This window comes from Streptomyces sp. NPDC048349, from assembly GCF_040651925.1.
GTDB lineage: Bacteria > Actinomycetota > Actinomycetes > Streptomycetales > Streptomycetaceae > Streptomyces.
Map to the genome: position 1 here is coordinate 139,201 of NZ_JBEZLA010000007.1, position 26,204 is coordinate 165,404.

Here is a 26,204-nt window from a genome sequence, read left to right on the forward strand (position 1 = left end):
CATGAGGGGCTCCCTCGCGTCGGTCAGCGCTGGTGGAGGTCGGCCGCGCTGCGGAGCGCGGTGTGCAGGTCGTTCATGGCGGGCCGGTCGCTCGCGTCGTCGGAGAGCGCGGTGGCGACGACGCTGCGCAGAGGCTCCGGGATGAGAGGCAGGTTCGTGCGGCCGGCCAGGCGAGGGATGTCCGCGCACAGGTAGCGGTAGACGAGGACGGCGAGGCTGAAGACATCGGCTGCTGGGGTGGCTTCGTGGTAGCCGGCGAGGTACTCCGGCGGCCAGTGGACCTCGGGGCCGCGGTGTTCAGGCCCGCGCGGGGTGGACAGACGGCGGGCGGCTCCAAGATCGGTGATCAGGCCCCGGTCCTGGTCGATGAGGATGTTCTCCTGGTAGACATCGCGGTGGACGATTCCGCGCTGGTGCAGGTTGTCCAGGCCGTCGGCGACGTCGGCGAGGATGCCGAGGCCCTTGCCGGTGTCCTTGGACGAGGCCATGAAGGACCGGAAGGTCCCGCCGTCGCAGTGCGGCATGGTGTACCAGTCGAACCGCTCCGAGCTGCCCTGTTCCAGCAGCGGGACGATGTGATCGGTTCCTCCGGCAGCGGCCGTCAGGTCCGCCTCATGGCGAAAGTCTTCGCGGGTGAGAGCGCGTTCGGTCTCGGTCATCTGCGCGTACCAGTAGAAGCCGTACGCGGCGGGCTGCTCGCTGGGGTCGAGCTCGGCCAGGACGTGGTTGCCACCGAACCCTGCCTTCAGTACGACATCCTCCTGGCCGGGGCGGCTCGCTCTGACCAAGGTGCTGGCCCGCGTGAACACGAGGAGGTCGGTGATGTGCCAGCCGTCCGTGCGGAGCTGATCGAGGACCCAGGCTGCGGGATGCATCGGGTGCAGGTTCATCGGCTCGCTTCCTTGTTCGCGGCCGTGGGGCTGACGGCCGAGCGGAGGTCCTCCATGCAGGCGTCGACAAGGACTTCGAGGTCGGCATGGGTCGTGCAGGGGTGCTTCAGCACTGGAAGGCCGGTGGCCTTGGTCCAGGCGTCGGCGGCCTCGGTGTAGAGGTCGGCCAGCCGTGCGGCGGCCTCGGGATGTTCGGTGAAGCGGCGCTCTGTTGCACGTCGAGTGATGCGGGTGTGGCAGATGTCGGGCTCGGTGGTCAGCAGAACGGTCAGCTGCGGACGGGCCTGGGTTTGCTCAGCGAGGCGCTCGACGTACGCGTCGACGGGCTGCTGGTGGAGCAGGGCGAGAAGGCAGGCGGTGGAGAGGGTGAGCCGGTCGGCGAGGACCGGGCCCTCGGCGAGGGCGACGGCGATGTTGAACCGGGAATGCAGGGCCAGATCTTGGGCGGCAGCCTCGATGGCCTCCTGCTCGTCGCCCCCGTGCCCGGCCCGCAGGCGGATCAGCGTGCGAGTGGCCGGGTGGGAGAGCCAGGAAAACTGGCCGATGTGGCTGAGGGAGATGCCCTCGGCGTGCGCGGTGGCCAGGAGCCGGTCGCGGAGGGTGCTCTTTCCGGCGCCGGCTATGCCTTCCAAGGCCAGGAGCACGCGCTCACCCCGCCGCGGTGGGCTCGGCGATGAGCCAGCTGATGAACTTGGCGACCCGGCCGGCGGTGACCGGGAGGGTTCCGTGCGCGAGCTGGGAGCCGTACAGCAGGGCGGTACCGGGGGCCGGGGCGACGCTCCAGCGGGTACGGGGCATCTGCCGAAACCAGGCCCCGGAGTTGTCGGCCCCGTCGTGGGCCAGCCACATGCCCTCCGCGTAGCCGTTCGAGGCGGCGTCGGGGGCCTTGCCGTTCCACAGCCGGTCGCTGGAGGCGGTCTCGACGTAGAAGTCGCCCCCGGCATCGGCCTGGGTGATCACGACGCTGATGCCGGCGATCTGGCGGGGCCAGGCGAGCGGGTCGGGGGCGATGCCGTCGAGGTGGCTGGTGATGTGCTGGCCTACGCCGTACTCGACGTACGTCCACGGACGGCACAGGGTGATCGAAGGCATGACGCGGGAGAGCGCCGGCTGGGCGCGTTCGAAGGCCTCGCCCAGCAGCTTTTCGGCGGCCGGGGGGATCGAGGTGATCTCGACGCGTCCGGCCGGCTCGTAGACGGCCATGGCCTCTTCGGGGCTGTGGCCGGGGATTTCGTGGATGGAGGTACGGCGCTCGTCACCGAAGCGGCTGGTGCCGCCGCTGGTCAGGACGTCGTTCATCAGGTCGGCGAGGTGGGTCCGCTCGGCGTCGCTGAGGAAGTTCTCGATGCTTCCGACGCCGACGGTCTCGGCTATGTGGATCACTTCGTGGTTCCCCCTTGCTGGAGCACGCGGTGGATGTCGTTCAGGTCCGTGCAGTGGTTGAGCCAGCTGACGACCGGGCTGCGGGTGGCAGCCAGCGGGTCCTGCCACAGGGCGAGGAGCTCTCCGGTCAACGGCAAGTCGCCGCTGTCGGGAAGTAGGCCGGCGTCAGCTGTCTCGGCCTGGGCCAGGGCGCCGCACGAGGCCCCGTGCTGCTGGGTGAAGACGAGGGCGAGACGGGTTGCGGCCGTGGTGCCGCAGGCCCGTACGAGGGGGTCCGGAGGCAGCGGCAAGCCGTACGAGCGGTGTTCCGTGACTGTCCACGCCTGGGCGATGGCGGCGCCGGAGGCTGAGATGCGGCAGGTCGAGCAGCACCGGTGGTCGGAGTCCGGGCAGAGGCGGAGATGCTCGCCGAGGGTGGTCGCGATCTCGTCGAGGACGGCCCAAGCGGTCCTGGCCAGCACGGTCCCGACGTCTGGCTGTCGGTATCCCTCGGTGTTCTTGTGGTTGCAGCAGGACTCGCCTGCTCTGGGCTGCTTGCTGGAGGAGAGGGCGGGTTCGATGAACAGGGTGTGGAAGTAGGTGATGCGTCCCAGGAGCTGGTGGATGGTGACCGCGTCGCCGGGCTTCACCGCAGCACCCCATCGGGGGCTTGCGGCGATATCGGCAGCGGGCAGGCGCACGTGGTGTCGGCCGTGGGGCGCTCGGCGCCGAGGGCTGCGGCCAACACAACTGTGGCCTCGTTCAGGCGGGCGAAGTAGCCGTCCCACCCCTGACCGGAGCCGGGGTCCAGGCTCAGGTCGAGGACCGGGGTGGTGTTACTCGTGTTCTCGCAGGTGAGCTCCGAGCGGCCGACGTTGACCTCGATGCCTGCGGGGAGGAGGGCGCTTGCGAAGGTGGCGGCCCGGCACAGTGCCGCAGCAGCGCGGGCGTACTCCTGGCGGTCGCGGGGGAGGAGCCCGATGCGTAGACCTGTTGGGGCCAGGTCCGCGCCGGTGTACTGGTGGCCCTGGCAGCTGTCGTACGTGACGAGCCCCCAGGCTCGGGTGGCCGAGTCGACCAACGGCCAGACGCCGGGTTCGATGGCCGCCCGCCACATCGGGTGGGCTGGGGTCAGATCGTCGGCCTCGTGGATACCGGCGAGGCCCACGGTGTTGATGTTGCCGTGCTCACTGGTGTGCAGCCTGACTTCGTTGCCGACGAGGTCGGGAGCGTCCCAGCTGGTCAGGAAAGCGTTCACGTAGCGCATGCTGTTCGGGGTGCGCGGGCGCCATCGCAGGGTCTGGCACCAGGCGCCGGCGGGGTGCGCGGGCTGGGCCAGCAGTGCGGCGACGCCGTCGATCATCCGCATGCGGTAGTCGCAGTACGCGTCGTGATCGTTGGTCGGGTCCTGGCGCCAGCGGGTGGCGATGCACCCTCCGCCGCAGGTGGTGCGGTAGTCGCAGGTCGTGCACTTGTCCATCAGGGCTTTGCCCTGGTTCAGGAGGAGGGAGCCCTGCTGAGCGCGGACCACCTCGTGCTCGTCGGCCGTGGACTCCAGCTGGGTGAGGCGGGCCTGGGGCCAGGGCAGTTCGTCGCAGCTCCCGAGGCGGCCATCGGGGTAGAGGGTGAAGACGTGGTCGCACTTGAGGTCGGAGAAGTGGCAGAAGCCTGCCGTCAGACCCCGTAATCGCCGGATCGTGGAGACGGCCGGTTCCAGCTTGATGCGGGCGAAGTGTCCGGCGGTGATCCAGTGAGCCGTGGCGGCAAGGACGAACTGGGCGTACTCGTTGGGATGGATGGCCCAGGCTGGGCCATCGGCTGCGTTCACGGCAGCCTGCTGAAGCAGTCGGCTGGCCGACTTGCGCCTGCTCGGCAGGGCCGTGGAGCGGCGGATCGTGGAGTCGAAGCAGGGTACGAAGCTGATCGCGTTGACCGAACCGAAGCCGGCGAGGTGGTCCAGCACCTCTTCGGCGCGGGACAGCACCGCCGGGGTCACCGCAGCGATCACACCGACGCTCCGGCCCCGCTCCGCGAGCAGGTTCAGGGCGGCGGCGACGCGCGGATACACGGGCTTGCCGTCGTAGCCGACGCGCCAGGCGTTGCCCTGGGCGTCACCGTCGAGGGAGATGCCGATCCGGAGGTCCGGGCAGAGGGTGTCGAACATGTCGAGCCAGTCGGCGTCGAGCAGGACACCGTTGGTCTGCAGGCTGACGCGGACGACCTGCGGCAGGCCGGACAGCTCCGCCAGGATCTCGCCGATGTGCTCCCGTCCGGCCGTTAGGGGCTCGCCGCCGTGGAGTTCGACGGCGAGCTTGCGGCCCTTGAAGATGTCGGCCAGGCGCCTGATCTGGTCGGCGCTGACCCTGGCACCCCCCGGGGCCTCCTTGCGCTTCTCGTAGCAGTAGAGGCAGTCGATGTCGCACGTCTCGCCGCGCGTCTTGACGATGACCGACACCGCGGTGCCGGTGTCATCGGCGTCCAGGCTCCGGTAGAGCCCGTCGATCGTGTGGCGCTGTTCTGTGCTGAGGTTCATCGGCTGCCCCCTCCTATGCTGCCGTGACCGGATGACTGGCTAGTCGGACAAACGCCCCAGCAGGGCGCCCTGGCCGGACTGGAGAATGTGCGCGGCCTCCAGCGGGATCCAGAAGCACTCGAAGTGAGTCGGCTCCTGCTCGCCGTCGTGGTCCTCCTGGCTCATCCACCGTTCCGGGGTCGGCTCGGTGAGCTCCAGGTGGAAGACGTGCCGGTGCTGGATCTCGAACCGGTACGGGCTGATGTCGTACTCGGTCTCGCCGAGCTTGCGGACGATCTTGAAGTCCGACAGGCCGGTCTCCTCGCGGGCCTCGCGCAGGGCGGCGGCCTCCGGGGTCTCACCGGGGCGGATGCTGCCCGCGGGGACCTGGATGCCGACTTCCTCGTAGGAGTAGTCGGTGTGGCGGAACACCAGCAGGCGTCCGTCGCGCACGACGTAGACGAGGACCTTTTCCTTCGTGACCTTCTCGGGCATAGCAACAACCTCCACTTGGTACAGGAGCTGATTCGTGAGCCGGCCCGACAGAGGGCCGGGGACTGCTTGTCCCGTGGTCGACCGCGATAGTCGGTGTCCCGGGGAAGCCCACGAGTCTAGGCCCCCAACTTGCTGTCAAATCAGCGCTATTCAGTCGATGGGCTGGTCCGCAAAGGGCCGCCCTGCTGCCGGGGCTACAGTCCGGCGCCTGGCCCTCGTTCGGGTGTGCGATGGCGCTCCAGCTGCCGGTGTACGAACCCTCGTCACCGCCCGATCAGCCACGTCGCCGGCATGGTCGTGGGGCAGACGCCGATCACGACGGCTGTCCTGATCTGTCGGTCGATCACCCGCACTGCTGGGCAGATCGAACTCCGCCCAGCAGCGCTTGCCCGTCGCCGTCAGATCGGCACCGTGGCGGTCGGCGAGCACGGATACGAGATACAGACCGCGCCCGGACTCGGCACTCCCGCTCAAGGGCTCCGGTCGCGGCAGCGCCTTCGTAGCGTCATGCACCTCGACCACAAGCACAGGCCCCTCCTGGTAGACGCTGACGGTGACCGGCCCCGACGCGGTGTGGCGCACGGCGTTGGTGATCAGCTCGCCAGCCGCCAGCTCGATTCCGGCCAGTGCCTCCGCGCCGAGCCGTATGCCCCAGGAGCGGATCTCGGCCACGACGTGGTGTCGTGCCTGCTGGGCGGCGGCTGCCGTGCGGGCGACTGTGAACGCGAGCTGATGGTGCGCTGCCATGAGCGGGCCTCCTGAACTGCCTGGCTTGCGTTACCACGGCGGAGACTCGGCCTCGCAGGGACCGCTGTCTTGCCGGGGCGAAGACGAAGTGTTGCCGGCGGCTCCCGCCTGAACGAGGCTCTGAACGACGCCGAACGCGGCCCTTTCGTGCCTAACCGATGTCTATTCGCCCTCCACCTGGAATTTCTGGACAACAGATCTTCGATCGGCGGCTGTTGATGTCTAGCGTGGATGCCGGACAAGGACCCCGGCATGAGGGAGCGGCTGTGGAGCCATCAGGACCGACCCTCTTCCAGACCCTGATCAACCAGCGGGGCTGGCAGGACTACCAGGTCTTCAAGCGGCGCTACGAGCAGGCGGCCAAGCAATTAGCGGAGTTGGAGGGACCGCCCTCGATCTCGACCGCGACGATCGAGAAGCGGCAGTTCTTCCGATACGCGCATGGCGAGGTCCGGACCCCGCAGACCGTCGCCCGCCGCGTCCTGGAGTTCATGTTTCCGGGCATCCCGGCCACCCGACTCCTCGGGCCTGCGGAGTCCAAGCCGGGACCCTCCCCACACCACCCAGCGGCTGACGACCGCGATGCAGTGGATCCATCCGAGTACGGCCTTGAAGACGTGGTCATGGCGGCGGCGAATGAGTCGGCGCAGTTCGCGGCCAGGGCAGAGAGCAGCAACGTGGGACCGCACACGCTGGAGCAGCTGGAAGCTGACATCCGCCGCCTCGTCATGACGTACCCCAACCGGCCCGTCGGGCCCCTGTTCCGCGAGGTCCGTGCCCTCCGAGACCGCGCCTTCGAACTTCTCGAAGGACGTCAGCCACCGCGGTACACCTCCGACCTCTACGTGGGCGCCGGCGTCCTGTGCGGCGTACTGGCGAACGCCAGTTTCGACCTGGGCCGCTACGACGCGGCCGAGACACAAGCCCGTACCGCCTTCCTATTCGGCGAACTCGCGGGGCATAACGGACTGCGCTCTTGGGTACGCGGACTCCAGGCACTCATCGCGTACTGGGACGGCCGCCCCGTAGACGCCGTACGCCTTGCGGACTCCGGAAGCGCGTTCACCCCGGAGTCCGGCACGGCGCAGATCCGGGTGGAGAGCATCAAGGCACGCGCCTATGGCCAGCTCAACAGGGACAGCGATGCCCTGGCGGCCCTCAGCGCCGCCGACCACCTGCGAGAGCGTCTCGCCGAGGGGGACGAACTGCCAGGCGGGATGATGGCCTTCCCCGTCGAGAAGCAACTCTTCTACTCCAGCAGCACGCACCTCTGGCTGGCAGGCACCCAACACCTCAGCGACGCCGAGGCTCGCGCCGACGAAGCTGTGGAGATGTTCCAGTCTGCGCTGCCGGAGCAGCAGAGACTCGGCGAGATGTCCCTGGCCCGCATGGACCTGGCCATGGCTCGGCTGGGCCGAGGTGACATCGACGGAGCCGCGACCCAGATCCACGCCGTCCTCGGGGTCAGCGCCCGGCGCCGCACCGAGAGCGTCGACCGCCGGATCGGCCACTTCAGCCGTCAGCTCGCGCTGCACCCCGGGGCCGGATCACCTGCCGCGATCGGCCTTCGTGAGGTGATCATTGCTCATCAGGAACGCATGCCCGCTCAGCTCCCGCCAGGAGGCAGCCAGTGACGATCGTGACCCTCTTGCACCCCGGCGCCATGGGCGCGGCCGTCGCCGCCCAGGCCGTCGAGGCAGGCCACGAGGTGCTGTGGGTGCCGGAAGGCCGCAGCGACGCGACCCGCCGACGCGCGAAGGAAGTCGGCGCCACCGCGTTTGACTCGCTAGACGAGGCGCTGGAACGGAGTGAGATCGTCCTGTCGATCTGTCCTCCGCAGGCCGCCGAAGACGTGGCGACCACGGTCGCCGGCCACGCCTTCGCCGGGGTGTACGTGGACGCCAACGCGATCAACCCCCAGCGAATGCAGCGAATCGCGGAGGAAATCAGGCCGGGCGCCATGGTCCTCGACGGTGCGATCTTTGGCCCGCCGCCCGGTGGCCAGCGGGTTGCTCGCCTCTACCTCGCCGGCGAAGCCCAGGCCGTGGACACGGTGCAGCCCGTGTTCAAGGACACCGCATTGCACGTCCGCCGCGCTAGCGGCAGCGTCGGCTCAGCCTCCGCGCTGAAGATGGCGTTCGCCAGCTACCAGAAGGCCGCCCGAACCCTCGCCGGCGTGGCCCACGCGCTGGCCGACGCTCATGGCGTCGGCGACGAGCTCACGGCCGAGGCGCAGGTGATGGCGTCCAACATCCTCTCCGACCCTGGATACCTGCCCAGCGTGGCCGCACGCGCCTGGCGCTGGGCTCCGGAGATGGAGGACGTCGCCGAAACGCTCCGCGCCGCCGGGTTGCCTGTGGATATGGCCGAAGCGGCGGTCGCGGTCATGGCCCGCTGGGAAGGAGACAAGGACCACTACGACCTGCCGGTCGCAGAGGTCTTGTCCCATTTGCGGGAACAGCCTGCTCGCTGAGCGGCGGCCGCCTCAAGACGGTGGCGTGGTGGCGCCCTGTGGGTGGAAGCCGCCCGTGCCTACGCGCAGCAGGGCCGCCTCGCCGACGGCTACCAGGCCCTGCGGATCGCGGAGACCTGCGCAGCCCAGGACGTGCGACGCCCAGCCGTCCGGGACCTGGTCGCCGACATGGCAGCGCGCGACCGTCGGCGTACGCTGCCAGAGCTCCACCACTTCAGCCGCCGACTGGGAGTACCCGCGTGACCGAGCCGCAGCGCAAGCCCTTCCTGTACGTCGTCGTCTGCGCGGCCGGGATCGCGGGCGACGTCGGCAAGCTGATCGGCGCTGCGCACGAGCAGAGCTGGGACGTCGGCGTCGTCGCCACCCCGCAGGGGATTCCCTTCCTCGATGTCGCCGCGATCGAGGAGTGGACCGGTTACCCCGTCCGCTCCGCCTGGCGTGCGCCCGGCGACGCACGGTCCTTCCCGCCTGCCGATGCGGTCGCCGTAGCCCCGGCCACCTTCAACACGGTCAACAAGTGGGCGGCCGGCTTCGCGGACAACCTCGCCCTCGGCATCCTCTGCGAGGCCCCGGGCATGGGCATCCCCACCGCCGTCCTGCCCTACGTGAACACCGCCCTCGCCGCCCACCGCGCGTACCAGCGGAGCCTCGCAGAGCTGCGCGAGATGGGTGTTCTGGTCGGCAGCTACGAGCCCCACCGCCCGAAGTCCGGCGGCGGTGCCGACCGCTTCCGCTGGGAGGAAGCCGTCGATCTCCTGGCTCCGTTGCTGGCGGCAGGGGCCGCCCACCACTGATCCTGCGACTGCCAGTGGGTAAGGCCTGCCGGACTTGCGCATCGGGAACGCCTGCGATCGGTGACCGGGAGGTACCCGGTCACCGGTCGCAGGGTGCTGTTCCGGGCCCGTCAGTCTTCGTAGGGGAGGTATATGCCGCCATCCGGAGCGGCGATGGCGCACAGGCGCTCGTACTCGGCGCGGTCTTCCTCGGTCATGTGCGGGAGTACGTCCATGACCATGCGGGCTTCGGGGTGCCGGGCGAAGTACGAGAACAAGAGCTCGATGAGGGCTTCCACGGCGTTGTCCTGCTCGAGGGCAGCCGCGGCGTTGCGGGCGCTCAGTGCTGCCACGGCTTCGAGTTCGGCGCGCGTGGCCTGGAAGGCGGTGGCCTGTTCGGCCCGTGTGAAGGGGCGCCCGTCACTGTGGGACCAGGTGTTGGTTTCGGGTCGGAGCTTGAAGTCCGCGTCCAGCAGCAGGGCGATGATTTCGACGCGCAGTTCGGTTTCGGGCATGCGGGGGTTCCTTACGGGATGGGGTCGGTGGTGATGTTTTCAATGCTCCGGAGAAACCCCGGTTTGGCTGACCGGGGATCGTCGGCTATGTAGGGACGGGGCACGCCCTGGCGTCAGCGCCGGCGGGAGGCGTTGTTCGCGGCCTTCAGAGCCGGTTGTGTGGGCGCCGCGTGCCGGGGGAGCGATGCTGCGGGTTCGGCAGGCAGGTGAGCGAGACGGCGGAGACGCCAGACGAGGACGTCGCTGACGGAGGTGGTGCTGTCCAGCTCCCGGTGCCGCGTGGCTTCTGCGAGGAGGTGGGCCGGGTTGTGGCCTGCGGCCTGGGTATCGGCGAGTGTGGCCGCCAGGGCGGGCCAGCCCGGCTCGGCCAGAATGTGTTCGGCAATCTCGGGCAGCGCCTGGCGTAGGACGGCTGCCTGTCGTCGCTGTAGTGGCAGGGAGCGGCCTCGCTGGTGGAGCACGGACATCGGCTGGGCGGCCGCGATCTCGTAGGCGGCGCACAGGTGTTCGGCGGCTTGGTGGGCGGCTTCGGCTTGCTGGGCGTGGTGCTTCTTGGCGTGCCAGTTCGCCGCCGCGGTGACGAGGAAGAACGCGGTGTCGATGAGCATGGCGGTGGTGGCGCCGTCCTCTCCGCGGCCGAGAGCGGGTCCGCTGTGGACGAGGTCGTGCGCGGCTTGGCGCAGGGCGTGGTCGTGCCCGCGTACGGCGCGGACGTGGGAGCGGGAGGCCCGCTCGAACGCGAAGGCTGCATCCCGGAGTTCTTTGCGGGTGTGGGCGGCGGAGGTCTTGGCGAGCGCGTCGAGGACCTCGCCGGTAGCGGCGATCTGGGCTGCTGCCATGCCGTCGTCGCCGTGCTCGATGAGCAGCAGTGCCTGCCAGGTCGCCGTGGTGGCGCGGCGGCGGGCGTACGCCGGGCCGGTCACCGGCGGGAGAACGGGCTGCTCCGGTGAGACGACCTCGTCCGAGGAGGGCTCTGCCGGTTGGGTCCAGCGTTCGCGGATGCGGGGCAGGGAGAGGTCGGGGGCGAGCTTAGATCCCGAGTAGAAGACGGGTTCGCCGTTCTTGTTGCGGTCGTCGGGCAGGGCCACGGTATAGCCGAGGAGGTCCCCGGACGGTGCCAGGCGACGCTTTACGAGGAGACCGGCATGGGCGAGACGGCCGAAGAACTCCTCCTCGCTCTGGGCGCCGGCCGCCGCGCGTCGGACGCTCTCGCGTAGTTCCTCTCTCGGGGTGCGTTCCCGCTGGAAGCGGCCGGCTTTGTGGCGCTCGGCGCTGGTGGGGCGCTGGGCTGCGGTTCCATCGCCGGTGTTGAGGCGGCGCAGGCCGTAATCGGTCTCGATGAGACGGGCTTCGGCCTGGGAGCGCTTGGCTTCGTTGTGGCGGCGGGGCCGACGGCCGTCTTCACGGACGGTGGTGGCGATGATGTGGATGTGGTCGTCGGCGTGGCGGACGGCTGCCCAGCGACAGGCGGCGGTGTCGCCCTCGTGGGCTATGCCGGTCGCGGCAACCATGCGGCGGGCGATGTCGCCCCACTGCTCGTCGCTGAGGACCGGGTCCTCGGGCGCGGCACGTACGGACAGGTGCCATACGTGCTCTGTGGGGCGCCGTGACTTGGGCAGGGCTTCGACGGGCTGGTCGAGGAGCCTTTGCAGGTCCGCGTAAGTGGCTTTCGGGTTGCGTCCGGGGTCGGGGACGAGGCTGTCCCAGGCCGCCACGAGGTGCGGGTCGGTGTGTTCTTCGTGGGTGCCGGGGCCGTAGAGGTAGCGGATCAGGCCGATGGTGCGGGTGCCCATCTTGTGGACGCGGGGGATCATCCGGCGGGAGTCTCCGTCTCCAAGTAGCGCTGGGTGAAGTCCTCCACGCGCTCGGCGGTCCGCTGGACGGCGTCGAGGACCGCCTTGGCGTGCGGAGCGTCGGCGCCGGAGTTCAGGACGGTGGCGACCTGGTTGAGGTTGTTCCCGATTTGGCCGAAGGCCCGGCGCAGCGCGAACAGCTCTCTGGCCATCTCCCGATGGGTGGCGATCTCGGCTTCGGTGTGTTCGAGGTCGCGGGCGGCCTTCAGGGCAGAGTGGGCGAGGAAGCCGGCGATGCTCATGTGGCAGGCAGACGCGGCGTGGGTGAGGAGCTGGAATTCATCGTCGTTCATGCGGCAGCTGGGCTGGTGCACGCGCTTCTTCTCGGCGGGCAGGCGTTCACGCTGGCGCACGTGCGATGTCGTTGGGGCGGTGTGCGTGCAGCGGGGAGTGTGGCAGGTGTGTAGTCCCTCCGTTTCGTGGTGCGATCCGGCCTTGGCCGCGTCCCGAAGGACCGGCGCCCTCTGGTGCCGGTCCGCTCCCGCCACCCCTGGGGCGGGAGAGCCCAGAGCATTGCTCCCGACGGGAGCAATGCTCTGGGTACAACTTGCTCCTCCTGAGGCTGGAAGCGAGGGCATGTGCTCGTCGTGGCTGGGACCGTCGTGCGGTGGGTTGTGCATGCGTGTCCTTGAAGCGGTAGAGGCTGGTCGTGTGAAGGGGCTGTTGGGCGGGGTCGACCGGTTGGGGACCGCTCGCTCGTGACGCGAGACGCTGCCGGTGCTGTCCGGGGACCGGGCGGGGACGGTCCCCGTTTCGGGGAGGCGCTCGGTCCCCAGCGGCAGGGGTGTGGGGGACCGGTCCCGTCTCGGTCCCCGTACTGGTGGGTGGGGACGGTCCCCGACGTGGTGACCCGGCGGGTCCCCGAACCGCCGCAGGGCGGTCCCGGATGGTGGGGACCGTGGGGACGGTCCCACCTGAGCTGGGGGACGTCAGGCCGGGGTGACCTGCGGAAACAGAGTCGGGACCGGTCCCCGTGGCGCCCGGCGCGCGCAGCGCAATCAGGGGACGGTCCCCGATCGACTGCTGCCGGTCCCCTCCTGGGGGAGGTTGCTGCCAGCCGGGGACCGGGGCCAGGTTGGGGACCAGGGCCGGGACGGGGACCAGGACCGGGACCGGGATGGCACGGTCCCCGAACGGCTCGGGTCAGTGGGTCGGTCCCCACAATGACGGGGACCGACCTGGGTGGGGACCGTGGTGGTCAGGAGCCCGACGGCTGGGCGCGTCGGCGGTCCGGGCCGGTGAGGATGACGCGGGTGGTCATCTCTGCCAGGCGGGAGGCGACGCGGTCCCCGACTGCGTTGCGGAGTTCCGCGATCGGCAGGTTGGTGGTGATCAGGGTCGGGAGCATCTCGGTGTAGCGGCGGTTGATCAGCCGGTACGTCAGCTCCTCGGTCCACTCGGACTGCTTGGCCGCGCCGAGGTCGTCCAGGATCAGCAGTGGGCACCGGCCGAGCTCTTGGATCTCCCGCTCGGAGTCGTGGTTGGGCCGGGGCCGGAGCTGGGCGTAGAGGTCGGCGGAGGTGACCGCCTGCCAGCGCAGGCGGACTCCGGCGGCCAGCAGCGAGCGGACGGCTCCGTACGCCTGGTGGGTCTTGCCGATGCCGGTGGGCCCGGCGATCAGCAGCGAGGGGCCGTAGGCGATGCCCCGAGTCCCAGCCGGTCCGTTCCGCCCGGCGAGGGTGACCGCCTCCACCCAGCCCAGGACTTCGCGTTGGGTGGCGAGTGCCTCGCGGTAGCGGGGCGGGATGCGGCGGTCAGCGAGCTCCAAGGCGGTCACCGGCTCTACGGTGGGCCCTGCGGGGGCGGTGTCGGGGTCGATGCCTTTGGCGGCGAGGATGGCCTGGAGACGGGCTGCAAGGGCGTCGACGCGCTGAGGTTCGCGGGTCGCGGTGGTCACAGCTGGCCTCCGTAAGCGGCTTCGGCGTCAACGGGGTTGGTGTACGGCTGAGGGGCCCTGCGGGCGCCAGCGGTGGCCTGGGGCGGGTTCATGGCCTCGTTGACCAGGCTGGGCAGCAGGCTCGGGTGGAGGCTTTTGACGCGCATGTGCTCGACCCCGGCTCGGACGTGCTCTGGGTCGATGCCTTCGCGCAACAGCTTGCCGATCTCCCGGCCGACATGGCCCAGAACGCTCTCCGGGGGACGCTTCCCGCACGCGGCGGCGTACTCGCCGACCAGCTGATGGGTTGTGACGGTCTGGGGTGGGGTGGGGGCGCTCGCGCCTCCCAACGGAGATCCTAGATCCATGATCCTAGGTCCTAGATCCGGACCGTGAGGGCTCGGCGCAGGCTCCCGTACCTCCCCCTGACTGTGCACGGAGGGCTCACTGAACCCGTCCTGACCTGCGGATACGGGGATCATCGAAGCGGCATGAGGTGTGGGTGCGAGCTCCGGGGCGGGTGCCTGATGCTGCGCGGACGCCTCACGGAGCCCTCCCTGCGCCAGCGGTGAAGTCAGGGGTACCCGGCCTCCGTCGTGGTAAGGGCAGTTCGGGTGCCGGACACCGCTGGGGCGGTTGACCTTCTGGTGTTTGGAGAAGGTCACGATGTGCAGGTATCGCTTGCCGTCCTCGCCCTCGTACCGGCAGATGAGTTCATTGCCGGCGAGCTGGGTGAGGTCGTCCTCGACCTCGATCGGGCCGTGTTCGGGGCGCAGGGACCACAAGAGGCCTGCGATGACGGCGGACTGGTCACGGAACCGGCCGTGGTCGTCGGCCTGGGTGAGCAGGCCGAAGAACGTCCGCTCCGCGGTGATGCTGACGGCGGCCAGCGATTCGGAGCTGAAGGCTTCCGGCTTGATGGTGCGGATGCGTGCCACGCCTATCGCCCCGCCTTCGTCTGCTGCTGGGACGGCGACGCCAGGGTGGGCGCGGGTGTGCGGACGGCTGCTTCGGCCGTACTGTGGGGCATAGACGTTCCTCAGATCCGTTCAGGAGTGGGCGGTTTGGACAAGGGGCTCCCATCGGCTCTCGGCGCTGCAACGCCGGGAGCCGATTCCTTTGTCGGGGGTGCTTAGCCAAGACAGCCACACCCAGCCCGCGCAAGTCCAGCGAATCCGCACTCGAAAAGCGTCAGAGCGCATCGCTGATCGCGAACGTCTTCACAGTAAGGGCGAATCCCCGGTTGACCAAAAAGTCGACGGCGCAGGGGTAGCGGCGAAGATCGAACGTCGAAAGCCATTGACCGGGGTAGGCGAGGCGATCTATGTTTCCGTCGCCCGAACCCCTGATGGTGTGCGCACCTCTGTGGTCCGAGATGGGTCGTAGTTCCGCAATGGCTGCCTATGCGGGAATCATCAGTTCGTTCTCCGCGAAACGAGCCTCAAAGTCCCATGTCTGGGCTTCCGTGATTACGAGAACCCGGGAACCCGAGCTACAACAGACGCATGCCCCGAAGAGCTACGGAAATCGGTCCCGCCGGAGAACGGACCGCCCACGCCATCGAGTGGCTGCGCACCTCGCGCGGATTCGCCCAGCGAGAGCTCGCTGCCCGTGTCGCCGAGCTCGGCCACCCCATGACCAACACCATGCTGTCCCGCATCGAACGCACCCGCCGGCGCTGCGACGTGGATGACCTCGTCGCCATTGCGGCCGCCCTCGGTGTCTCCCCGCTCGCCCTGCTCTAGCCCGCGACGTAAGGGTCCGGGCGGGTGCGCGGTGACGTCGCCCCGGCTTATACCCGACGATCCCCGGTCAGCCAAACCGGGGATTCTCCAGACCATAGAAGTAGTCCGCTCCACCTGCCTGTCAGCAAGTGGGGGCGGACTCGTCATGCCCGATGTCCGTCGCCACAGGTTGTTGACGGAAGATCCCGAAGGTTTCGATACGTGCGAAGTGTTGCTTGTGACAGTGAATTGCTGGCGAATGTCCGTATGTCTCCCCGTGCGTCGCCGCTGGGTAGGGGTTTTCTGAACGTGCATGAAGCCGCCGAATACCTGGGGCTGTCGCCCGCCACCCTTTACGTGTGGCGGCACCGTCGCCAAGGTCCGCCGAGTTTTCGGATGGGGCGGAGCGGACGTGTGATGTACCGGATCGAAACGCTTGACGAGTGGATCCGGGAACAGGAGCAGGCGGACTCCCGCAGTAATACTTCCCTAAATCCGGTGAATGCCGCCCCGCAGCGCCGCGCCGGGTACTCGGCCACGGCCTGACCGATCTACCCGGCCTTACCACCCGCCCTACACCTAACCCTTACCCCGAGGAATTCTTTGGCCGGCTATATCGAAGACCGTTGGATTAAAAAGAAGAAGGATCCCGTCACAGGGAAGCGTGAGCGTACGACCCGTTACGGCAAGGGGTCTCGGTATCGTGTCGCTGGAATCCCGGGCGTCCGGGACATGTCGTTCGACGTGCTGGAGGACGCCAAGGGGTGGCTCCGGCGGTCCGGCACCGACAGCGAACGGGGCGAGTTCGTCGACCCGCGCGACGGCTCCATCACCTTGACGGACTTCGTCACGCGCCATTGGCGCGCCGGCGTTCGCGGCGCGCCCGGCACGGTCAAACGAGTTGACGAGCGTGTACGACTCCACATCCTTCCGCACCTCGGTGCGGTGGCGCTGCGCGACGTGTCGGCGACCGTCCTGCGCGGCTACATAGCCACGCTCGAAGGCGAGTGCTCTCCGCGGTACGCCCGGCAGATCCTCACCTCGCTGTCGAACATCTTCGAGACCGCGATCGACGACAAGCGCCTCGTCCGCAACCCGATGCGGGCCAAGACGGTGCGTTGGCCGAAGGCCCCCGACGAGGATCGTGACGCGTGGCCGCTGGCAACGGCGCAGCGGGTGCGGGACGTGATCAATCCTCGCTACCGGATCGCGGTCGTCGTCGCGCTGGGGTGTGGGCTGCGCCAGGGAGAGGTGTTCGGGCTGTCGCCGAGGGACATCGACTTCGAACGAGGTGTCATCCGGGTGCGCAGGCAGGTGCAACTTCTCTCAGGGCGCCTCTACTTCGCCCTTCCCAAGGGTGGCAAGACGCGCATCGTCGACATGCCCCGGTCGGTGGCCACGGAACTGGCCGCGTACTTCCTCGACCATGCGGTGGTCGACGTCGAGCTCCCCTGGGGCGGACCAGAGCCCGACCGGGAGAAGCAGCGCTTCCCGCTTGTCCTCACGACGACGTACGGCAACGCATCCGCGCCAACATCTTCAACGACGAGGCCTGGAAGCCGGCCCTCGCCGCGGCCGGAGTCATCCCCGCACGGGAGAAGGGCGCGCGGTGGAAGGCTTCACGCAAGAACGGCTTCCACGTGCTCCGGCACACTTACGCCTCGGTCCTCCTCGAAGCGGGCGAGTCCATCGTCACGCTAGCCCGGTGGCTCGGTCACTCAAGCCCGACCATCACCCTCGACCACTACGCCCACTTCATGCCGGAGGCCGGCGGCAAGGGCCGCGCGGCCATCGACGCACTACTCCGCACGGTGCCCGAGTACGTACCTGAGGACCTTGTCTTGTCCCACCAGAGCACTACCGGTCTCACCGAAGCGTGACGAACCGCCTCGACCCGCCGATGCCCTCAACCGTCGGTCGCAGCGAGGAGACGCGCCGCATGGTCGGGGTCGAGGTCCCATTGCAGGGTGATGGCCGTCATGCCGTCCAGCTGGAGGTAGTCCTCTGTTGGATGCGCGGTCGCCCCTTGGGCGATGGCGCTAGCGAGGTTCGTCACGCCAGAGTCCCGGAAGGCAGGGCCCTCGGCGATCTCGCTCTCCACCCGACGAGCGAGGGTGTCGAGGAAGTCGAGGATCGCAGCGATGACCGGATCCCCCTGGCGTAGTCCAGCGACCACGCTGCGTGCCTGCTGAAACTGCGCCACCGCCTCGTCGGCGATGTTCCGGTGCCTCGCGTCTGTGTCCCTGAGCGTCGCTAGGTGAGCCAGACCCGAGAGGCACTGGAGGGCTTGGTGGGCGTCGAGGGCAGCTTCGGTGAGCGGCGTCGGGTGTCCTTCAGGAAGCTCGGTGCTCCAAGCGTCGAAGAGACCGGTCCCCGGCCATAGGGCCGCCTGAAGCTGTTGCGCCATGAGCCTGACTGGCTTGCCGTCGACAAAGGGAACGAGCAGGACGGCCCTACGGCTGCCCTGGGAGCCGGGATCGTGCTTCAGCAGCGAGCACAGCTGTTCCACTGCCGTCGGCCACTGAGTGAGTTCAGCGAGCTGCACACCCACCGCAAGTTCCGTGGCAGGCCACTCCGTTGAGTCCGGGTCTGAGACAGGTCTGGTGTACCAGCTGATGCGGATCCCTGCTGCCCTGGCGCTGGACTGGAGTTTCAGGGGCAGGGCCTCTGCTCGTGCGCCGGCGGCTCGGCGGGCAAGGTCTGCTGCCCGAGAGAGTGCCTGCGCGGATGGTCCTGATCGCGCCGCGGCCCTGAGCTCCTTGTGTCCGAGGGTGCCCCAGGCGAGTTCGGCCAGAACGGCATGCAGGTCGGCGAGGTTCCCCACGAGGTGATCGAGGATATCCGGAGGGTCCTGGCCGATGAGGTGCCAGCGCTCCTCATCCCGCACCTGCAAGGCGAGGCTTGGCAGGCTGTCGCCGACGTAGCTGGCGAGCGCTGCATACCCGTTGGGGTCGGCGAGCCTTCGCGTGAGGTTCTCGGCGATCCCGTCCACCAGGTGTTGCAGGTGGTCGCTTCCACCTCCTGGAACGTCGTCACCGACGGGCAACGTGGACAGGAACGAAGTGTCGACGGGGAGCGTCAGTGACGCGGCCCAGTCCAGTAGCGCTGCCTGCGTCGTGCGTAGGCCTTCGACCTCTTTGGGTCGACCGCGACCGACGCACCAGGCCTGGGTCAGATCCGTCAGGTATTGGTGGAGCACGGGGAGTGAGGAGGCTGCGGTTGCGGTGCGGGTGGTCCAGTCGGTATGGCCAGCCACCGTTGCACCGATCAGTGTGCGGGTGCGAGTCCACGCCACCGTGGCGGGCGATCTGTCGTATTCCCGCTTCAGAAGGCTGACCCCGCTGGTGAAGTCACCAAAGGTCAGCGGCAGCCCACCGGGTAGCAGATTTTGGATGTCGGCACTCTCGCACTGTGGAAGGCAGCGCAGCAGCATCCGCCCGAGCTCCCTGACCTCCTGTTCGGCGTCCGGTCGTGCCTGGTCCGACACGTGGAGGAGACGGGCGTATGCGACCTGGGTGCCCTCGCGATCGACGATGGACGCCTCAGTGACCCACGGTGAATGGGCCGCTACGCTGCCCAGCACACGCTCCTCCCCGCCTGCGAGTTGCAAGAGCTCTTCGGCCAGGGCCACCGATGCGGTCCGGGCTGTGGAGAGGATGTCCCCCAGGAGATCGACCGGTGCGCCGGCGAGTAGCTGCCCGAATGGCGAATTGGCGAGTACCTTCGGCCCACCCGCCAGATCCAGACCAGTCCCGGCAAGGACGGCGAGCAACCGCTGGGATTCGACGGGCTCCCCGCACTGGGACAGGAGGAGACTGATCGCTGCTTTGCCGAGCCGTTCCACGAGCGCGTCGCGCAGCGGCGAACCGGAGGTATCCGCCGCTCGGATCTCGGTGATGGCTTCGGCGATCTCGGGTTTGAGCTGCGGCAGCAGGTCCCCGTCCACGAGCGCGAACTGAAGGGTGGTGCGGCGCAACGCGGGCGGGATCCGGTGTCGGTCGAGGGTCCGGCGCCAACCGGCCGCAGTGCGGTTGACGTCGACCAGCCGAAGAGCCTGCAGAACGCCGGTGGTCGCCTTTACAGAGGGGCGCTGGCCGAGTTCGACCACGATCTGGTCCAGTACGACGGGATCCAGCGCGGGGTGTTCGGTGAGGACACCGGTGATGAACGACTGAAGCTGTGAGTCCACCAGCATGCGCATCACCGCGAGGACGGTCTCGCCCAAGATCGGCGGCGGAATCGCGTGTACGGCGTCGGCCAGATGCGCCGAGCGCAGCTGGTGCAGCCCGGACAGGAGTCCCCGCCGTTCGTGGACGAGATGCTCATCGGCCAGGCGGGACAACGCCGTGCGAAGGTCCGTGTCTCCAAGGCCCAGCTGTTGCTGAAGTGTACGTACGGGCAGATCGACGCCCCACTGGTGGGCGATCGAGATCCTGGCCAGGATCTCGATCTCTGTCTGGCGTCCTTCGGCCACGCGCCGCTCGACCTGCTCTGACAGGACGTCCGAGAGCCTGCGTCCGCGGGTGAGTAGATGCGTGAATTCCAGGGTCAGGCCGTTTGCCGCGTCGTACGCTTCCCGCCAATGCGCGGCAGCCGTGGTGCCGGTGGCCGACAACCCGGCGTGGATCTGCTCGGCGACCTCCTCATCGAGGGTGACCTCGATCTGGGTACAGTCGACCCGGCTTCGGAGGGGCAGAAGGTCCTCGCTCCGGACCGAGCCGAGGAGCAGGACACCGGGGATCGGGGCGAGCTCGCGGTAGAGGACATCCCATGCCTCGGCCGCTCCGATACCGATGCCGTCCACGACGAATCCGACCGGAGAGCGGGTCGTGGGTTGCAACGCCCTCGCAAGCCTTACGAGCGGGACGGCGTCGTCCGCCTGGAGCCGCCTGATGCGGTACCAGAGCACGTGTCTGGTGACGTAGGCAGCCGTCCACATCACGGCGGACTTGCCGATGCCCGACGGGCCGGTCACGAGGACGCTCTGACCCCGATGGATCGCATCCGCCACCCGCCCGGTCAGGACAGGCCTGGGGGCCGGAAGCCCGGCAGTGATGTGGCCCGGCTGCACGTTGACGCCTTCGTGGAAGCCGGCGGCCTGGAGCGGCCGGTCGAAGTCGACAGGCTCGCAGAGGCCCGTGGCCAGTGCCTCCTCCAGCGATGCGCGGTCGATGGTTTGCGCGACTTCGGTCGCAATCCCTGCAATGTTCGTTCGACTTAGTCCTGCCGCTCCCGACAGGGTCGTCTCAGCGTTGGCATCGGCCCGTCTTGCGACGGCGCTGCGCAAGGCCAGCACGACTGCCTCCGCAGCTACCGGCAGCAGCCCGAGCCGATGGGCTACAGCGGTGCGGGTGTCGTCGGCGGCGGCACGCCATGGCAAGACGTAGAGACTGGCGGCATTGCACCATGCGTCGATTTCATCTTTGGTCAGGCCGGCCTTCGCGGCCTTCGCGTTGAATGCCTGTAGCAACCGGTGGCCTCGCGGTAGATCACTCAGGGGGGCGCCCCACTGGGTGAACCATTCGCCTTCAACTGGCCGCTCGAGGACAAGAAGGGGCCGACCCTCCAGTCGAGCCTGTACACGCTTCGCGTGCGCCAGGGCCATGGCGACGAGGTGCTCGGCAACCTCGGGTGCGGTGAAGTCGCCGATCCGTTCCTGTCGGGACTTCACCTGGACATGCCAGGGTGTCGGTCCATCACACGAGAGGTCTTCCAGACCCTCCGGGACGATGCGATCGGAGTCGAGGGCGCCGGACAGAACGCGGCTGCACAGCCACGCCCCTACAGCGTCTTGGTAGTGGAACCCACGGCCGGCGCGTGCTCCCGAACGCGTCGACACCCACAAGGCCTCGCCAGGTCCGCTGGTCGGTTCGCTTTGCTGCACAGACACGGGGGGCTGAGCCCGCCTGCTACGCCCCCTGCTCTTGCTGGTCATCCGAGAAGCATTGCAGGCCCGTTGGACAGCCGTATGGCCTACCAGCATGAAGTCTCCGAGACGGTCACTGAGGAGCTTCCTCAACGGTTGCTTGTTTTCGCGCTGCCCAGGGGCGACGGGAGCCGAATTACCACTGGTGGCTCGACACTCGCAGGAGCCGGTGGGGATGGTCCAGGGCACGCCAGTGTCGTGGATGTTCTGCGGGCCGGTCGGCAGCTCCCAGGGAAGCGCTGGCGTGGTGTTCGCCGGCACTCTCGGTGACGGTCAGCGGCGGCTGTCCGACTCAAGCCGAAGCGCACGGAACGCGTGGAGCAGCAGGTGGGAGGGGCACGGCTTGCTCCCTGGCACCGCGCATTCTCCCCAGATTCTCCCCAGGGCCCCGGATTGGCCTCTCGGAGACGTTCGCTGTAGCGAACTCGACCAGAGACTCCTGCCCGCCGTCTACAGCCAGTCGCGCTTCTTGAAGATGACGTACAGGCTCACGCAGACTACTGCCATCAGCAGGATCGCGAAGGGGTAGCCGGCTGCCCACTTCAGTTCCGGCATGGTTTCGAAGTTCATGCCGTAGATCGTTCCCACGAGTGTGGGTGCGAACAGGATGGCTGCCCACGAGGAGATCTTCTTGATCTCCTCGTTCTGTTCGAAGCCCGCCTCGGCGAGGGCGCGCATTTCGGCGTTCTGCTGTTGGGAGACCAGGGTGGCGTTGACCGTGAGGATTTCCGTGAGGGCCTGGCGGAAGCCGTCGACGCGTTCGCTGGTGTGCGTGACGTGGTCGGCGACGTCGCGGAGGTAGCGCTGGAGTTCCTCGTCCGTGCCGTATTTGGCGAAGCCCGCCATCAGGCCGTGGAGCATGCCGACCAGGGGGCGGGTGGCGCGCTGGAACTCGACCATTTCTCGGGAGGGTTCGTAGATGCGGCGGGAGACCGCGGGGTCGCCGCGGAAGACCTCGGTCTCGATCTCGTCGATGTCCGTCTGGACGCCCTCGACGACGGGGGCGTAGCCGTCGACCACCGCGTCGAGGATGGCGTACAGGGCGGCCTCGGGGCCGAGGGAGAGGAGCTCCGGGGTCTGTTCCATGCGGTGGCGGACCCCGGAGAGGTCCGGGGCGCCGCCGTGCCGGACCGTGATCAGGAAGTCCGGGCCGACGAAGACGTGCAGTTCGCCGAACTCCACCTCCTCCTGGGCGTCGAGGTAGCGGGCCGCGCGCAGGACGACGAAGAGGGTGTCGCCGTAGCGCTCCAGCTTGGGCCGCTGGTGGGCCTCGAGCGCGTCCTCGACGGCCAGTTCGTGGAGGTTGAACTCGGCCGCCAGGGAGTGGAGTTCGGGCTCGGTCGGGCGGTGCAGGCCGATCCAGGCCATGCCGTCGGGCTCTTCGCGCAGCCGTCGGAAGGTGTCCGCCAGGGTGGCGGGGGAGGCGACGCGGCGGCCGTCGTGGTAGACGGCCGAGTCGATCACACTGCGGTGGTCCGGGGGCGTGGCGGCCGCCGGTGCCGGCTGCGGGCCGGCCGGGGGTCCCGACGGGGGAGTGGCGGGCGGGGAAGCGGGGCGACGCCATCCCGCGCGCTTTCCGGTGGGCGCAGGCGAGGGGCGGCGGTCTGGGCGCTCCGACATCGCAGGTCAGCTCCGGTCGAACGGCTGTTTACGGGCAAGGTGCAGGATATACGGGCGTTCCGGTGGAGGGCGGGCCCCGCGGCGTGCTCACGGGGGATCAGTCACGAGTCAGCCGGGATCAGCCCAAGGATCACCAGGGATCACTCCGGGGACCACCCCGGGGATCACTCCGGGGATCAGCCCAGGATCACCCCGGGGATCACCCCGGGAATCAGCCCAGGATCACCCCGGGGGATCAGCCCAGGGTCACCCCGGGATCGGCCCAGGATCACCCCGGCGATCAGCCTGCGGGGAGAGTTCGCCGCCGAGGTCCGGGTTGAGGACAGCGGGTGTCCGCAAGGGCGGATAGCTTGCTGTCATGGCCTCCAGGACATCGCACGCCGTACTCGGCACCCGCGCGCTCAACCGTGCCACGCTTGCCCGACAGCTCCTGCTGAGCCGCGCCGAGATGTCCGCGCGGGACGCCGTCGGGCACCTCCTCGGACTCCAGGCGCAGAACGTGAAGCCGCCCTACTTCCAGCTGCACGCCCGCCTCGCCGGTTTCCGCCCCGCCGAGCTGGCCGGGCTGATGGAGTCCCGGGAGGTGGTCCGGATGGTCACCATGCGGTCGACGATCCACACGCACACCGTTCAGGACGCCCTCACCCTGCGTCCCCTGGTCCAGCCCGCCCGGGACCGCGAGGTGAACCACTTCCGCAAGGGACTCGCCGGCGTGGACCTGGAGCGGCTTGCCGAGCTCGCCCGCGCCTTCGTCGACGACGAGCCGCGCACCATGGCCGAGCTCCGCGAGGAGCTGCTCGGGGAATGGCCCGACGCCGACCCGCAGTCCCTCTCCGTCGCCGCCCGCTGCCGTCTGCCGCTGGTCCAGGTCACTCCGCGCGGCGTGTGGGGGCGCAGCGGGCAGGTCCGGCTCACCACCGTGGAGAACTGGCTCGGACGGCCCGCCGGGTCCGCGCAGCCCGTGGACGAGGTCGTCCTGCGCTACCTCGCAGCCTTCGGTCCCGCCTCCGTGAAGGACATGCAGGTGTGGGCCGGCCTGACCCGGCTGCGCGAGGCGTTCGAACGGCTGCGCCCCGCTCTGGCCGTCTTCCGGGACGAGAACGGGGTGGAGCTCTTCGACCTGCCCGACGCGCCCCGGCCCGACGCGGACACGCCGGCGCCGCCCCGCTTCCTCCCCGAATTCGACAACCTCCTCCTCTCGCACGCGGACCGCACCCGCGTCGTCGCTCCCGAGATCAAGGGCCGCACCTGGACGGGGAACCAGGCCCACTGCACCCTCCTGGTCGACGGTTTTCTCGCGGGTCTCTGGAGGCAGGACGGAGAAACGCTCACCGTCCAGTTGTTCCACGACACTTCCGCCGCGCGGAAGGAGGAGATCGCCGCCGAGGGAGAGCAGATGCTGAGGGTGATGGGCCGCCCGGAAGGCCCGGAGGGCCCCGGGAACAGCGGGGAGCCGGGCCGGGTCTCCGTACGCTTCGGGTCAATCCACGGCTGACGCGGCGCTGGTGGTCCGTACGCCCCACGCGGCACGATGCCCGGCATGACATGACGACCCGCCGCCGAGCCGCCGACCACGTGACCGGCCGACCACCTGGCCTGCCGGCCACCTCACCGGCCGACCACCCGACCGGCCGACCACCCGACCGGCTGACCACCTCGCCGGCCGGCCGCCCGATCGCCGCCGATTCCGATGTCGGCGCCCCTCCATGCAGTTGCCCCGATACCAGGAGAGAGCAATGCGGATTCCGATGACCGTCGCGGACTTCCTCGACCGGGCCGAGCTGGGGTTCTCCTCCAGCCCCGGCGTGGTCGACGAGCCGGACCAGCCTGCCGCGCCCGTGCCCGTATCGACGTACGGGCGGCTGGGCGAGCGGGTTCGGGCCTGGCAGGCCGGGTTCGACCGGCTCGGTGTCGGCGAGGGCGAGCGGGTGGCGGTGGTCAGCCACAACTCCGCGCGGATGCTGGAGCTGTTGTTCGCGCTGCCGATGAGCGGTCGGATCTGCGTGCCGGTCAACTTCCGCCTCAAGCCCGAGGAGGTCGACTACGTCGTGCGGCAGAGCGGGGCCTCGGTCCTGCTCGTCGATCCGGAGCTGGACGACGCGCTCGCCGGGGTCACGGCACGCCACCGGTTCGTTCTCGGCACGCGGACGGAGAGCGAGCTGATGCGCTTCGGCGTCGAGCCGCGCCCGTGGTCGAACCCGGACGAGGACGCCACCGCGACGATCAACTACACGTCGGGCACCACCGCCCGCCCCAAGGGGGTACGGCTGACCCACCGCAACATCTGGGTCAACGGTCTGACGTTCGGGCTGCACACGCGGGTGTGGGAGCGCGACGTCTACATGCACACGCTGCCGATGTTCCACTGCAACGGCTGGGGAATGCCGTACGTGATGGCCGGCCTCGGCGTCAAGCAGGTCGTGCTGCGCAAGGTCGACGGCGCCGAGATCCTGCGCCGGGTCGACGAACACGGCGTCACCCTCATGTGCGGCGCGCCCGCGGTGTGGAACGCGGTTCTGGACGCGGCGGCGACCTGGGAGGGCGAGATCCCGGGCCGTGACCGCGTACGGATCGTCTGCGCGGGCGCTCCTCCGCCGAGCAAGACGATCCAGCGGGTCGGGGAGGAGCTGGGCTGGGAGTTCACGCAGATCTACGGCCTGACCGAGACCTCGCCGCTGCTCACCTTCAACCGGGCCAGGCCCGCCGACGCGGACCTGCCGGCCGAGGAACGGGCGCGCAAGCTGTCCCGCGCGGGGCTGCCCGCTCTCGGGGTGAAGCTGAAGGTCTCCGAGTCCGGTGAGGTCCTGGCCCGGTCGAACGTGGTGCTCGACGGGTACTGGGACAAGCCCGAGGAGACCGCGGAGGCGCTCGAGGGCGGCTGGTTCCACACCGGTGACGGCGGCACGATCGACGAAACGGACGGGCACCTGACGATCTCCGACCGGAAGAAGGACGTGATCATCACAGGCGGCGAGAACGTCTCGTCGATCGAGGTGGAGGATACGATCTTCAGCCATCCGGCGGTCGCAGAGGTCGCCGTCATCGGTGTCCCGCACGAGAAGTGGGGCGAGACGATCAAGGCCCTCGTGGTGCTCGCCGAGGGGGCCACCGCGCAGGAGGCCGACATCATCGCCCACTGCAAGCAGCGGATGGCCGGCTACAAGGCGCCGACGTCGGTCGAGTTCCGCGACGCCATCCCGCGGACGGCCACCGGAAAGATCCAGAAGTTCAAGCTCCGCCGGCCGTACTGGTCCGGCCTGGACCGAGAGGTCAACTGAGCGTCGGCGGCCGGAAACACGGCGCGGTGGGATCCGCGCGGGCCGGGCGGACGACGGCCCGCGCGGACGACGGCCCGAGTGGGCGCCGGGCCCGCGCGGCCGCCGGGCCCCCGCCGCCGCCCGGCCCCCGCGGACCCCGCGCCGAGCGGGCGCGCCCGGC

23 protein-coding genes and 1 pseudogene are annotated in these 26,204 nt (G+C 69.2%); 10 read left to right on the forward strand and 14 right to left on the reverse strand.

Going from position 1 to position 26,204, the window contains the following annotated elements; all coding sequences use genetic code 11:
- Positions 1 to 23 precede the first annotated feature (23 nt).
- From AB0D44_RS06730 to AB0D44_RS06760, 7 genes are all read right to left on the reverse strand, one after another.
- Positions 24 to 890, reverse strand: coding sequence for a protein kinase (locus tag AB0D44_RS06730; RefSeq protein WP_362585412.1), 867 nt, complete (start codon positions 888 to 890; stop codon positions 24 to 26).
- On the reverse strand, positions 887 to 1,534 hold the full coding sequence (locus AB0D44_RS06735) for a hypothetical protein (RefSeq protein WP_362585415.1): 648 nt from the start codon (positions 1,532 to 1,534) through the stop codon (positions 887 to 889). The genes AB0D44_RS06730 and AB0D44_RS06735 overlap by 4 nt, the downstream gene beginning before the upstream one ends.
- A gap of 4 nt (positions 1,535 to 1,538) precedes the next feature.
- Positions 1,539 to 2,273, reverse strand: a complete 735-nt coding sequence (locus AB0D44_RS06740; RefSeq protein ID WP_362585417.1) for a hypothetical protein — start codon at positions 2,271 to 2,273, stop codon at positions 1,539 to 1,541.
- A complete protein-coding gene (locus tag AB0D44_RS06745; protein ID WP_362585420.1) occupies positions 2,270 to 2,902 on the reverse strand; it encodes a hypothetical protein in 633 nt (210 codons plus the stop codon). Before AB0D44_RS06745 ends, AB0D44_RS06740 begins: the two co-directional genes overlap by 4 nt.
- Complete coding sequence (locus AB0D44_RS06750; protein ID WP_362585423.1) at positions 2,899 to 4,785, reverse strand: radical SAM protein; 1,887 nt, start codon at positions 4,783 to 4,785, stop codon at positions 2,899 to 2,901. Before AB0D44_RS06750 ends, AB0D44_RS06745 begins: the two co-directional genes overlap by 4 nt.
- A 39-nt stretch (positions 4,786 to 4,824) precedes the next feature.
- Positions 4,825 to 5,259, reverse strand: coding sequence for an NUDIX domain-containing protein (locus AB0D44_RS06755; protein ID WP_053678445.1), 435 nt, complete (start codon positions 5,257 to 5,259; stop codon positions 4,825 to 4,827).
- Positions 5,260 to 5,409: 150 nt separating this feature from the next.
- Positions 5,410 to 6,006 carry an ATP-binding protein gene (locus AB0D44_RS06760; protein WP_362585426.1) on the reverse strand — a complete coding sequence of 199 codons (597 nt, stop codon included), beginning with the start codon at positions 6,004 to 6,006 and terminating at the stop codon, positions 5,410 to 5,412.
- 266 nt (positions 6,007 to 6,272) lie between these two features.
- On the opposite strand from AB0D44_RS06760, the gene AB0D44_RS06765 reads away from it, so the two are divergent.
- The 4 genes and pseudogenes from AB0D44_RS06765 (at position 6,273) to AB0D44_RS06780 (ending at position 9,273) form a co-directional block, all read left to right on the forward strand.
- Positions 6,273 to 7,640 (forward strand): hypothetical protein, encoded by a 1,368-nt coding sequence (locus AB0D44_RS06765; protein ID WP_362585429.1) that lies wholly within the window; start codon positions 6,273 to 6,275, stop codon positions 7,638 to 7,640.
- Positions 7,637 to 8,479 carry a DUF1932 domain-containing protein gene (locus AB0D44_RS06770; protein WP_362585431.1) on the forward strand — a complete coding sequence of 281 codons (843 nt, stop codon included), beginning with the start codon at positions 7,637 to 7,639 and terminating at the stop codon, positions 8,477 to 8,479. The genes AB0D44_RS06765 and AB0D44_RS06770 overlap by 4 nt, the downstream gene beginning before the upstream one ends.
- A 33-nt stretch (positions 8,480 to 8,512) precedes the next feature.
- Positions 8,513 to 8,722, forward strand: a pseudogene (locus AB0D44_RS06775) (transcriptional regulator); the annotation flags it as partial.
- Positions 8,719 to 9,273 (forward strand): flavoprotein, encoded by a 555-nt coding sequence (locus AB0D44_RS06780; RefSeq protein ID WP_362585434.1) that lies wholly within the window; start codon positions 8,719 to 8,721, stop codon positions 9,271 to 9,273. The pseudogene AB0D44_RS06775 and the gene AB0D44_RS06780, both read left to right, overlap by 4 nt.
- A 110-nt stretch (positions 9,274 to 9,383) precedes the next feature.
- On the opposite strand, the gene AB0D44_RS06785 is transcribed toward AB0D44_RS06780, so the two are convergent.
- From AB0D44_RS06785 to AB0D44_RS06805, 5 genes are all read right to left on the reverse strand, one after another.
- A complete protein-coding gene (locus tag AB0D44_RS06785) occupies positions 9,384 to 9,767 on the reverse strand; it encodes a hypothetical protein (protein ID WP_362585437.1) in 384 nt (127 codons plus the stop codon).
- Between the two features lie 113 nt (positions 9,768 to 9,880).
- Positions 9,881 to 11,581, reverse strand: a complete 1,701-nt coding sequence (locus tag AB0D44_RS06790; protein WP_362585440.1) for a relaxase/mobilization nuclease domain-containing protein — start codon at positions 11,579 to 11,581, stop codon at positions 9,881 to 9,883.
- Complete coding sequence (locus AB0D44_RS06795; RefSeq protein ID WP_362585443.1) at positions 11,578 to 11,973, reverse strand: plasmid mobilization relaxosome protein MobC; 396 nt, start codon at positions 11,971 to 11,973, stop codon at positions 11,578 to 11,580. The genes AB0D44_RS06790 and AB0D44_RS06795 overlap by 4 nt, the downstream gene beginning before the upstream one ends.
- Before the next feature lie 845 nt (positions 11,974 to 12,818).
- Positions 12,819 to 13,517 carry an ATP-binding protein gene (locus AB0D44_RS06800; RefSeq protein ID WP_362585445.1) on the reverse strand — a complete coding sequence of 233 codons (699 nt, stop codon included), beginning with the start codon at positions 13,515 to 13,517 and terminating at the stop codon, positions 12,819 to 12,821.
- Positions 13,514 to 14,434 carry a hypothetical protein gene (locus AB0D44_RS06805; RefSeq protein ID WP_362585448.1) on the reverse strand — a complete coding sequence of 307 codons (921 nt, stop codon included), beginning with the start codon at positions 14,432 to 14,434 and terminating at the stop codon, positions 13,514 to 13,516. Before AB0D44_RS06805 ends, AB0D44_RS06800 begins: the two co-directional genes overlap by 4 nt.
- A gap of 567 nt (positions 14,435 to 15,001) precedes the next feature.
- On the opposite strand from AB0D44_RS06805, the gene AB0D44_RS06810 reads away from it, so the two are divergent.
- The 4 genes from AB0D44_RS06810 (at position 15,002) to AB0D44_RS06825 (ending at position 17,100) form a co-directional block, all read left to right on the forward strand.
- Positions 15,002 to 15,241 (forward strand): helix-turn-helix transcriptional regulator, encoded by a 240-nt coding sequence (locus AB0D44_RS06810; protein WP_362585451.1) that lies wholly within the window; start codon positions 15,002 to 15,004, stop codon positions 15,239 to 15,241.
- Between the two features lie 246 nt (positions 15,242 to 15,487).
- Complete coding sequence (locus tag AB0D44_RS06815; RefSeq protein WP_362585484.1) at positions 15,488 to 15,766, forward strand: helix-turn-helix domain-containing protein; 279 nt, start codon at positions 15,488 to 15,490, stop codon at positions 15,764 to 15,766.
- 186 nt (positions 15,767 to 15,952) lie between these two features.
- The gene (locus AB0D44_RS06820) at positions 15,953 to 16,921 is read left to right on the forward strand and encodes a site-specific integrase (RefSeq protein ID WP_362585454.1); all 969 of its coding nucleotides are present in this window, start codon (positions 15,953 to 15,955) and stop codon (positions 16,919 to 16,921) included.
- Entirely contained in the window at positions 16,861 to 17,100 is a 240-nt protein-coding gene (locus AB0D44_RS06825) for a tyrosine-type recombinase/integrase (protein ID WP_362585457.1), read from the forward strand. Before AB0D44_RS06820 ends, AB0D44_RS06825 begins: the two co-directional genes overlap by 61 nt.
- A gap of 26 nt (positions 17,101 to 17,126) precedes the next feature.
- On the opposite strand, the gene AB0D44_RS06830 is transcribed toward AB0D44_RS06825, so the two are convergent.
- Together AB0D44_RS06830 and AB0D44_RS06835 are read right to left on the reverse strand one after the other, a co-directional pair.
- Positions 17,127 to 20,891 carry a hypothetical protein gene (locus tag AB0D44_RS06830; RefSeq protein ID WP_362585460.1) on the reverse strand — a complete coding sequence of 1,255 codons (3,765 nt, stop codon included), beginning with the start codon at positions 20,889 to 20,891 and terminating at the stop codon, positions 17,127 to 17,129.
- Between the two features lie 705 nt (positions 20,892 to 21,596).
- The gene (locus tag AB0D44_RS06835; protein WP_362585463.1) at positions 21,597 to 22,766 is read right to left on the reverse strand and encodes a magnesium and cobalt transport protein CorA; all 1,170 of its coding nucleotides are present in this window, start codon (positions 22,764 to 22,766) and stop codon (positions 21,597 to 21,599) included.
- Between the two features lie 358 nt (positions 22,767 to 23,124).
- On the opposite strand from AB0D44_RS06835, the gene AB0D44_RS06840 reads away from it, so the two are divergent.
- Positions 23,125 to 24,261 carry a winged helix DNA-binding domain-containing protein gene (locus tag AB0D44_RS06840; RefSeq protein ID WP_362585466.1) on the forward strand — a complete coding sequence of 379 codons (1,137 nt, stop codon included), beginning with the start codon at positions 23,125 to 23,127 and terminating at the stop codon, positions 24,259 to 24,261.
- Positions 24,262 to 24,502: 241 nt separating this feature from the next.
- Positions 24,503 to 26,044: an AMP-binding protein gene (locus AB0D44_RS06845; RefSeq protein ID WP_362585469.1), complete on the forward strand. Its 1,542-nt coding sequence runs from the start codon at positions 24,503 to 24,505 to the stop codon at positions 26,042 to 26,044.
- Positions 26,045 to 26,204: the final 160 nt, after the last annotated feature.

Coding starts and splice junctions, on each gene's coding strand:
- AB0D44_RS06730 (WP_362585412.1), bottom strand. CDS start 890: ATGAACCTGCACCCGATGCATCCCGCAGCCTGGGTCCTCGATCAGCTC.
- AB0D44_RS06750 (WP_362585423.1), bottom strand. CDS start 4,785: ATGAACCTCAGCACAGAACAGCGCCACACGATCGACGGGCTCTACCGG.
- AB0D44_RS06755 (WP_053678445.1), bottom strand. CDS start 5,259: ATGCCCGAGAAGGTCACGAAGGAAAAGGTCCTCGTCTACGTCGTGCGC.
- AB0D44_RS06760 (WP_362585426.1), bottom strand. CDS start 6,006: ATGGCAGCGCACCATCAGCTCGCGTTCACAGTCGCCCGCACGGCAGCC.
- AB0D44_RS06785 (WP_362585437.1), bottom strand. CDS start 9,767: ATGCCCGAAACCGAACTGCGCGTCGAAATCATCGCCCTGCTGCTGGAC.
- AB0D44_RS06790 (WP_362585440.1), bottom strand. CDS start 11,581: ATGATCCCCCGCGTCCACAAGATGGGCACCCGCACCATCGGCCTGATC.
- AB0D44_RS06810 (WP_362585451.1), top strand. CDS start 15,002: ATGCCCCGAAGAGCTACGGAAATCGGTCCCGCCGGAGAACGGACCGCC.
- AB0D44_RS06815 (WP_362585484.1), top strand. CDS start 15,488: ATGTCTCCCCGTGCGTCGCCGCTGGGTAGGGGTTTTCTGAACGTGCAT.
- AB0D44_RS06820 (WP_362585454.1), top strand. CDS start 15,953: ATGTCGTTCGACGTGCTGGAGGACGCCAAGGGGTGGCTCCGGCGGTCC.
- AB0D44_RS06835 (WP_362585463.1), bottom strand. CDS start 22,766: ATGTCGGAGCGCCCAGACCGCCGCCCCTCGCCTGCGCCCACCGGAAAG.
- AB0D44_RS06840 (WP_362585466.1), top strand. CDS start 23,125: ATGGCCTCCAGGACATCGCACGCCGTACTCGGCACCCGCGCGCTCAAC.
- AB0D44_RS06845 (WP_362585469.1), top strand. CDS start 24,503: ATGCGGATTCCGATGACCGTCGCGGACTTCCTCGACCGGGCCGAGCTG.